The organism is Streptomyces sp. NPDC058470, from assembly GCF_042721055.1.
GTDB lineage: Bacteria > Actinomycetota > Actinomycetes > Streptomycetales > Streptomycetaceae > Streptomyces.
In genome coordinates, this window is the sequence record NZ_JBHXMF010000113.1 from 1 (window position 1) to 9095 (window position 9095).

Sequence of the window (9095 nt, forward strand, 5' to 3'; positions counted from 1 at the left end):
TCCTGGGGGCTGCCGCCCCCAGACCCCCGCTGTCGCGCTGAACGCGCTCGTCCTCGAACGCCGGACGGGCTGAAGATGCCCGCCCGGGTTGAAGAGTGGAGCCCCCGTGGGGTGGGTGGGGAGCGGGACGGCACCGTCTCGTCCACAAGCACCGGACGGGCTGAAGATGCTGGCCCGGGTTGAAGAGCGCAGCCCCACCGGGTGGGTGGGGGATCGGGACGGCACGGTCTCGTCCTCAAGGACCGGACGGGCTGAAGATGCCTCAAGCACCAGGCGGGCTGAAAGACCTCCAACACCGGGCGGGCTGGAAAACGGCCGAAGCCCGCTCCCCTTCAACGCCCCAAGCCCTGGCTCCCCTCCAACGCCAAAAGCCCCGCTCGCCTCCCGGGGAAGGGAGGAAGAGCGGGGGCCTTGGATCACGTTGTTGGAACCACGCCCGCGTGGCGAACGCAGGTCGTGCGTGGGTCCGGGGTGCCGGGCAGGAGCGGAAGAGAGGGCCCGCTGGGTCCTTTCCGGCAGTTAAGTCGGGTTGGATCAGCCCTTGAGGGAAGCGACCTTGGAAGCAAGCGCCGACTTCTTGTTGGCGGCCTGGTTCTTGTGGATGACGCCCTTCGAGACGGCCTTGTCGAGCGCGCGCGACGCATCGCGCGTGTACTCGGTGGCCTTCTCGACGTCACCGGCGGCAGCTGCCTCGCGGGCCTTGCGGATCGCGGTCTTCAGAGAGGACTTGGTGGCCTTGTTGCGCAGCCGAGCCTTCTCGTTGGTCTTGATCCGCTTGATCTGGGACTTGATGTTCGCCACGAATGAGCCTTTACAGGTTCAGGCACGCGAGACAGCACGTCTCACACGCCGTTTGATTTCCTTGGGTGTGCCTCGTGCAGAGAGGGCATGAGACACAGCTACCCAGGCTACCAGTGCTCGTACGACCGGCCCAAACCGGTCGCAGCTCTCCGCCCGTGGGACCATGGAGCCTACGTATCGATCCGACCCGAGGCGACAGGCGCCTCAAGAGACAGGACCCTGCGTGCCCGCGACCCCTAACAATGTGCCCGAGCCGAGCCGTACCGCCCCGGCGCTGCTCCGCAATTTCTGCATCATCGCGCACATCGACCACGGCAAGTCCACGCTCGCCGACCGCATGCTCCAGCTGACCGGGGTGGTGGACCAGCGGCAGATGCGCGCCCAGTACCTCGACCGTATGGACATCGAGCGCGAGCGTGGCATCACGATCAAGTCCCAGGCGGTCCGGCTGCCCTGGGCATCGTCCGAGGATCCGGGCAAGACCCACATCCTCAATATGATCGACACCCCCGGGCACGTGGACTTCACGTACGAGGTGTCCCGGTCGCTTGCCGCGTGCGAGGGGACCGTGCTCCTCGTCGACGCCGCCCAGGGCATCGAGGCGCAGACTCTCGCCAACCTCTACCTGGCGATGGAGAACGACCTCAAGATCATCCCCGTACTCAACAAGATCGACCTGCCGGCCGCGCAGCCGGAGAAGTTCGGCGAGGAGCTCGCCAACCTCATCGGCTGCGACCCCGAGGACGTGCTGAGGGTCTCCGCCAAGACCGGGCTGGGTGTCGAGGCGCTGCTGGACAAGGTGGTCGCCGAGATCCCCGCCCCGATCGGTGTCGTGGACGCCCCCGCTCGCGCGATGATCTTCGACTCCGTCTATGACTCCTACCGCGGTGTCGTGACGTATGTGCGTGTGATCGACGGGCAGCTCAACAAGCGTGAGCGGATCCGGATGATGTCCACCGGAGCGACCCATGAGCTGCTGGAGATCGGGGTCTCGTCCCCCGAGATGACCGCGGCCGACGGGCTGGGCGTCGGTGAGGTGGGCTACATCATCACCGGGGTGAAGGACGTCCGGCAGTCCAAGGTCGGTGACACCATCACCACCCTGCACAAGGGGGCGACCGAGGCGCTCGGCGGGTACAAGGACCCCAAGCCCATGGTCTTCTCCGGGCTGTATCCGCTCGACGGGTCCGACTACCCCGAGCTGCGCGAGGCCCTCGACAAGCTGCAGCTCAACGACGCCGCACTCGTCTACGAGCCGGAGACCTCCGCCGCCCTCGGCTTCGGGTTCCGCGTCGGGTTCCTCGGGCTGCTGCACCTCGACGTGGTCCGGGAGCGGCTCGAGCGCGAGTTCGGGCTCGATCTCATCGCGACCGCGCCGAACGTGGTGTACCGCGTCGACATGGAGGACGGCAGCGAGCACGTCGTCACCAATCCGAGCGAGTTCCCCGAGGGGAAGATCGACAAGGTCTTCGAGCCGGTCGTGCGGGCGACGATCCTCGCGCCCTCCGAGTTCATCGGCTCGATCATGGAGCTGTGCCAGACCCGGCGCGGCACCCTGCTCGGCATGGACTACCTCTCCGAGGACCGGGTCGAGATCCGTTACACGCTGCCGCTCGCGGAGATCGTCTTCGACTTCTTCGACCAGTTGAAGTCCAAGACCCGCGGGTACGCCTCGCTCGACTACGAGCCCACCGGCGAGCAGGCCTCCAGCCTGGTCAAGGTCGACATCCTGCTGCACGGCGACAAGGTCGACGCCTTCTCGGCGGTCACGCACAAGGACGCGGCGTACGCGTACGGGGTGCGGCTCGTCGCCAAGCTGCGTGAGCTGATCCCGCGGCAGGCCTTCGAGGTGCCGATCCAGGCGGCCATCGGGTCGCGGGTCATCTCCCGCGAGACCATCCGCGCCATCCGCAAGGACGTTCTCGCCAAGTGCTACGGCGGTGACATCTCCCGTAAGCGGAAGCTGCTGGAGAAGCAGAAGGAGGGCAAGAAGCGGATGAAGATGGTGGGCTCTGTGGAGGTTCCGCAGGAGGCCTTCATCGCCGTGCTCTCCAGCGACGAGGACAGCGGCTCGGGCAAGGGGAAGAAGTAGCCGCGCGGTACGCCGTTGTTCCCGGCTGTTCTCAAGGGCCCGCTGTGCTCCGGCGCGGCGGGCCCCTGCGCATGCGTCCGGTCGCGCTCTGTAGGAAGTGACAGGCCGCCGACTCTTACGCAGTGGCCGGACGGGCTTTACTCTGATCACTGCTCGATAGTTACTCGCGAGTTAAACAACAGCCGCACCATTGAGCCAGCCGCGCTGTCGCGGGCTCCGGAGGATGTCGTGAGCGACACACAGACCCTGATCGAGAACCGTCCGCCGTCCGTGGCGGCGCTCTTCCTGGAGCGTGTGGCGGCCACGCCGGACGCCGAGGCCTACCGCTACCCGGTACCCGCCGCCTCGGGCGTGGGCCCGGACGACTGGAAGTCGCTGAACTGGGCCCAGGCCGCCGAGCGGGTCTTCGCCGTGGCGGCCGGTCTGATCGAACTGGGCGTACAGCCCGAGCAGCGCGTCGCGCTCGCCTCCTCCACCCGGGTCGAGTGGATCCTCGCCGACCTCGGCATCCTGTGCGCGGGCGCGGCCACCACGACCGTGTACCCGCAGACGAACGCCGAGGAGTCGGCGTTCATCCTCTCGGACTCCGGGAGCAAGATCCTGATCGCGGAGGACGCGGCCCAGCTCGCCAAGGCGGTGGAGAAGCGCGCCGACCTTCCCGAGCTGACGCATGTCGTAGTGATCGACCCCGAGGGCGTAGAGAGCAGCGACTGGGTTCTCACCCTCGCCGAGCTGGAGGCCCGCGGCGCCGCGTATCTGGAGAAGAACCCCGACCTGATCAAGGAGAAGGTCGGCGCGATCACCTCCGACCAGCTCGCGACGCTGATCTACACCTCCGGCACCACGGGCCGCCCCAAGGGCGTCCGCCTGCCGCAGGACAACTGGTCGTACATGGCGAAGGCCATCGCCGCGACCGGGCTGCTCGGCCCCGACGACGTGCAGTACCTGTGGCTGCCGCTCGCGCACGTCTTCGGCAAGGTGCTCACGTCCGGCCATATCGAGATCGGGCACGTCACCGCCGTGGACGGCCGAGTGGACAAGATCATCGAGAATCTTCCGGTGGTGCAGCCGACGTACATGGCGGCCGTGCCCCGCATCTTCGAGAAGGTCTACAACGGGGTCGCGGCCAAGGCGCGGGCCGGCGGCGGCGCCAAGTACAAGATCTTCCAGTGGGCGGCCGAGGTCTCGCGCGAGTACGCCAAGGCCATCCAGGACAACTTCCGCCGCACCGGCGTCGCCTCCGTGCCCTTCGCGCTCGGCGCCAAGCACAAGGTCGCCGACGCGCTCGTCTACGCCAAGATCCGCGAGGCCTTCGGCGGCAAACTGCGCGCCTGTGTCTCGGGCAGCGCCGCGCTCGCGCCAGAGATCGGCTACTTCTTCGCCGGCGCCGGCATCCACATCCTGGAGGGCTACGGCCTCACGGAGTCCTCCGCCGCCTCCTTCGTGAACCCCGGTGAGGCCTACCGCACCGGCACTGTCGGCAAGCCGCTGCCCGGCACCGAAGTGCGCATCGCGGACGACGGCGAGGTCCTGCTGCGCAGCCCCGGCATCATGGAGGGCTACCACGGGCTGCCCGAGAAGACCGCCGAGGTGCTCGAGTCCGACGGCTGGTTCCACACCGGTGACATCGGCGAGCTGTCCCCGGACGGCTACCTCAGTATCACCGACCGCAAGAAGGACCTCATCAAGACCTCGGGCGGCAAGTACATCTCGCCCGCCGAGGTCGAGGGTCACTTCAAGGCCGTGTGCCCGTACGTCTCCAACATCCTCGTGCACGGCGCCGACCGGAACTTCTGCACCGCGCTGATCGCACTTGACGAGCCGTCAATTCTGGGCTGGGCCGCGGAGAACGGCCTGGAGGGCAAGTCGTACGCCGATGTCGTCGCCGCGCCCGCCACGGTCAGCCTCGTCGAGGGTTACGTCAAGGAGCTCAACGAGGGTCTCCAGCGCTGGCAGACCATCAAGAAGTTCCGGCTGCTGCCCCGTGACCTCGACGTCGAGCACGGCGAGGTCACGCCGAGCCTGAAGCTGAAGCGGCCGGTTGTCGAACGCGAGTACAAGCACCTGATCGAAGAGATGTACGCGGGGTCGCGCGAGGCATGAGTCCCCCGAGGGGGCGGGGAGTCACAGGCCTCGCCCTCTTCGCATCTCCCGCAGCAGCCCCTCCATCTGCCGTACCTGGTGGCGCAGTTCGGACACGTCCTGCAGGCTGCCGGCCGACATGTGCGTCTCGATCTTCTTCAGGCGGCCCGAGAGTTCGTCGAACTGTTCCTGTTCGCGGGCGAGCATGCGTTCGAGCTGCTGGTTCTTGCGGTGGAGGTCGAGGAAGACGGTGACCTTGGCGCGCAGTACCCAAGGGTCGAAGGGCTTCGTCAGATAGTCGGCGGCTCCGGTCGCGTATCCGCGGAAGGCGTAGCCCGCGTCGGCGTCGGTGCCGGTCAGGAAGATGATGGGGACGTCCTTGGTCTGGTCGAGCCGCTTGATGTTCGCGGCCGTCTCGAAGCCGTCCATGCCCGGCATCCGGATGTCGAGCAGGACGACGGCGAACCGCTGCCGCAGCAGGGCCTTCATCGCCTCCTCGCCCGAACGCGCGCGCACCAGCGGCTCGTTGAGGGATCCCAGGACGGCCTCAAGGGCGATCAGATTGTCCTCCATGTCGTCCACCAGGAGGATGCTGGCGCGCTCGTCGGTTGTTTCCTCAGCGCTCATGGTGACTGTGCCTCACTCAGTCGTCGGCGGGATCGCGGGCTCCCCTGATGTGCTCGGTCCCGGTACAACGGGTACAGCAGTCTCTGTGGCGGCGTCCGGCCGCCGGTCCTCGTTCGCGCGCTCCGGGTTCCCCGGGTTCTCCGGCACAACCGGGAAGCCCGCGGATCCGGAGCCCGCTGTGGTCTGCGGGTCGAGAAGTGCGCAGACGACGGTGAGCAGTTGGTCGACGTCCACCGGCTTGGGTACGTAGTCGTTGGCGCCCTGCGCGATGGACTTGTCGCGGTCTCCCGGCATCGCCTTCGCGGTGAGCGCGACGATGGGCAGGCCCGTCCAGCGAGGGGTGTGGCGGATGGCGGCGATCGTTTCGTAGCCGTCCATCTCCGGCATCATGATGTCCATCAGGACGAGTTCGACGTCGGGGTTGCGCTCCAGCGTCTCGATGCCCTCGCGGCCGTTCTCCGCGTACAGGACGGGCATGCCGACGCGGCCCAGGACATGGGTGAGTGCGAAGACGTTGCGGATGTCGTCGTCCACGATCAACACCCGCCGCCCCGGCAGGACTTGTCCCGCCCGGCCGGCCTTCCACGCCTCCAGTTTGGTGGGCGTGGGCCAGGTGTCGTCCGCGTCGTGAGCGGTGTACGGATCGGTGGACAGCTCCGGTACGGGCAGTTCGTGGTCCTCGTGGGTGCGTCCGGTCGCCCCGTGCCCGGGGCTGACGACAGGGACGTACAGCGTGAAGGTGGAACCCTGGCCGGGCTTGCTCTCGGCGATGATCCGGCCGCCGAGCAGTCCGGCGATCTCCCGGCTGATGGACAGCCCGAGGCCCGTGCCGCCGTACTTGCGGTTGGTGGTGCCGTCGGCCTGCTGGAACGCCTCGAAGATCACCGGGAGTTTCCCCGGGGCGATGCCGATGCCGGTGTCGGAGACCGCGAAGGCGATCACGTCGTCGCTGTTCTCGCGGGTGTAGACGTGGTCCGGGTCCTTGACGCGCCTGACGCGCAACTCGACCCGGCCGGTCGCGGTGAACTTGATCGCGTTGGAGAGCAGATTGCGCAGGATCTGCTGGAGCCGCTGCTCGTCCGACCACACCTCGCGCGGTACGTCCTCGCGGACGGTCACCTCGAAGGCGAGCCCCCGGTCGAGGGTGAGCGGGCGGAAGGTGGCGTGGACGTAGTCGAGCAGTTTGATGAGGGGGAGCTTCTTGGGGCGTACGTCCATCCGGCCGGCCTCGATCTTCGAGAGGTCGAGGATGTCGTTGATGAGCTGGAGCAGGTCGGAGCCCGATCGGTGGATCGTGGTCGCGAACTGCACCTCCTGGTCGGAGAGACGACCGTCCGGGTTGTCCGACAACAGGCGGGCGAGGATCAGCAGCGAGTTCAGCGGGGTGCGCAGTTCGTGCGACATGTTCGCCAGGAACTCCGACTTGTACTGCGAAGACGTCGCCAACAGGGCTGCCTTTTCTTCCAGTTCCGCGTTCGAGCGCTGCAACTCCGCCTGCTGCGACTGGAGTTCGTCCGAGCGGTCTTGGAGCTGGATCGCCAGGCGCTGGGACTCGCCGAGCAGGGACTCGGTACGGGAGTTGGCGATGATCGTGTTGATCGCGACGCCGATGGTGTTCACGAACTGGTCGAAGAAGGCCAGGTGGACATCGGAGAAACGGGAGAACGAGGCCAGTTCGATCACGCCGAGGAGCTTGTCCTCGAAGAGGATCGGGATGATGACGACGCTCGCGGGAGCGGCCTCGCCCAGACCGCTGTTGATCTTGATGTAGTCCGGCGGGGCCTCCTCCACCAGGATCCGCTTCTTCTCGCGCGCGGCCTGCCGGACCAGCCCGTGCACCGGCATGCCGCCCGTGTCGACGGTCGCGCTCTGCGCCGAGCCGTACCCGGCGATGAAGGCGAGTCCCTTGGCGGGGATGGCGGTCCGCAGGGTCTCCTCCTGGGGGTCGGCCAGGAAGAAGGCGCCGTACTGCGCGTTCACCAGCGGGGTCAGCTCGCGCAGGATCAGGTCGGCGACCTCCATCAGGTCGCGGTGGCCCTGCATCAGCGCGGCGAGGCGGGCGAGGTTCGACTCCAGCCAGTCCTTCGCGCGGGTGGTCTCGCGCAGGTTGGCCACCATCAGGTTGATGTTGTTCTTCAGCTCGGTGACCTCGCCCTTGGTCTCCACCGTGATGGCGCGGGACATGTCGCCCTGGGCCACCGCGGAGGCGACCTCGGCGATGGCGCGGACCTGCGTGGTCAGATTCAGCGCCAGCTCGTTCACGTTCGTCGTCAGGCGCTTCCAGGTGCCATACACGCCCTCGACCCGTGCCTGGCCGCCGAGTTGGCCCTCGGAGCCGACCTCGCGGGCCACCCGGGTGACCTCCGAGGAGAAGGAGGAGAGGGTGTCGACCATCGTGTTGATCGTCGACTTCAGCTCCAGGATCTCGCCGCGGGCGTCCACGTCGATCTTCTTGGAGAGGTCGCCCTGGGCCACGGCGGTGGCGACCTGCGCGATGTTGCGGACCTGCGAAGTCAGGTTGTCGGCCATGTAGTTGACGTTGTCGGTCAGGTCGCGCCAGACGCCGGAGACGCCCAGCACCTGGGCGCGGCCGCCAAGCCGTCCGTCGGTGCCGACCTCGCGGGCGACGCGGGTGACCTCGTCGGCGAAGGCGCGCAGCTGCTCCACCATCGTGTTGACGGTGTCCTTCAGCTCCAGGATCTCGCCGCGGGCGTCGACGGTGATCTTCTTGGAGAGGTCGCCGTTCGCGACGGCCGTGGTGACCTGGGCGATGTTGCGGACCTGTGAGGTCAGGTTCAGGGCCATGAAGTTGACGTTGTCCGTGAGGTCCTTCCACACGCCGGACACCCCGCGCACCTGCGCCTGGCCGCCGAGGTTTCCTTCGGTGCCGACCTCTCGGGCGACGCGGGTGACCTCGTCGGCGAAGGCGGAGAGCTGGTCGACCATCGTGTTGATCGTCGACTTGAGCTCCAGGATCTCGCCCTTCGCCTCGACGGTGATCTTCTTGCCGAGGTCGCCCTGGGCCACCGCCGTGGACACCAGGGCGATGTTGCGGACCTGCGAAGTCAGGTTGTCCGCCATGAAGTTGACGTTGTCGGTGAGGTCCTTCCAGACCCCGGAGACGCCGCGGACCTGGGCACGGCCGCCGAGGTTTCCTTCGGTGCCGACTTCGCGGGCGACGCGCGTCACTTCGTCGGCGAAGGCGGAGAGCTGGTCGACCATCGTGTTGATCGTCGACTTCAGTTCGAGGATCTCGCCCTGCGCGTCGACCGTGATCTTCTGGCTCAGGTCGCCGTTGGCCACGGCCGTGGTGACCTGGGCGATGTTGCGGACCTGTGAGGTCAGGTTCGAGGCCATGAAGTTGACGTTGTCGGTGAGGTCCTTCCAGACCCCCGACACGCCGCGCACCTGCGCCCGACCGCCCAGCTGCCCTTCCGTGCCGACTTCGCGGGCGACGCGCGTCACTTCGTCGGCGAAGGCGGAGAGCTGGTCG

5 protein-coding genes are annotated in these 9095 nt (G+C 67.4%); 2 read left to right on the forward strand and 3 right to left on the reverse strand.

Annotation, left to right across the window (positions count from 1 at the left end; genetic code table 11):
- Positions 1-534 precede the first annotated feature (534 nt).
- Positions 535-801, reverse strand: coding sequence for a 30S ribosomal protein S20 (gene rpsT / locus ACFWP7_RS41805; RefSeq protein WP_384393638.1), 267 nt, complete (start codon positions 799-801; stop codon positions 535-537).
- 223 nt (positions 802-1024) lie between these two features.
- On the opposite strand from rpsT, the gene lepA reads away from it, so the two are divergent.
- Together lepA and ACFWP7_RS41815 are read left to right on the forward strand one after the other, a co-directional pair.
- Positions 1025-2893, forward strand: coding sequence for a translation elongation factor 4 (lepA, locus tag ACFWP7_RS41810; RefSeq protein WP_365441779.1), 1869 nt, complete (start codon positions 1025-1027; stop codon positions 2891-2893).
- Between the two features lie 228 nt (positions 2894-3121).
- Positions 3122-4996: an AMP-dependent synthetase/ligase gene (locus ACFWP7_RS41815; RefSeq protein ID WP_384393642.1), complete on the forward strand. Its 1875-nt coding sequence runs from the start codon at positions 3122-3124 to the stop codon at positions 4994-4996.
- Positions 4997-5017: 21 nt separating this feature from the next.
- On the opposite strand, the gene ACFWP7_RS41820 is transcribed toward ACFWP7_RS41815, so the two are convergent.
- Together ACFWP7_RS41820 and ACFWP7_RS41825 are read right to left on the reverse strand one after the other, a co-directional pair.
- A complete protein-coding gene (locus ACFWP7_RS41820) occupies positions 5018-5602 on the reverse strand; it encodes a two-component system response regulator (RefSeq protein WP_384393645.1) in 585 nt (194 codons plus the stop codon).
- A gap of 12 nt (positions 5603-5614) precedes the next feature.
- Positions 5615-9095 (reverse strand): HAMP domain-containing protein (locus tag ACFWP7_RS41825; protein WP_384393648.1); only part of this gene is annotated, 3481 nt, incomplete at its 5' end.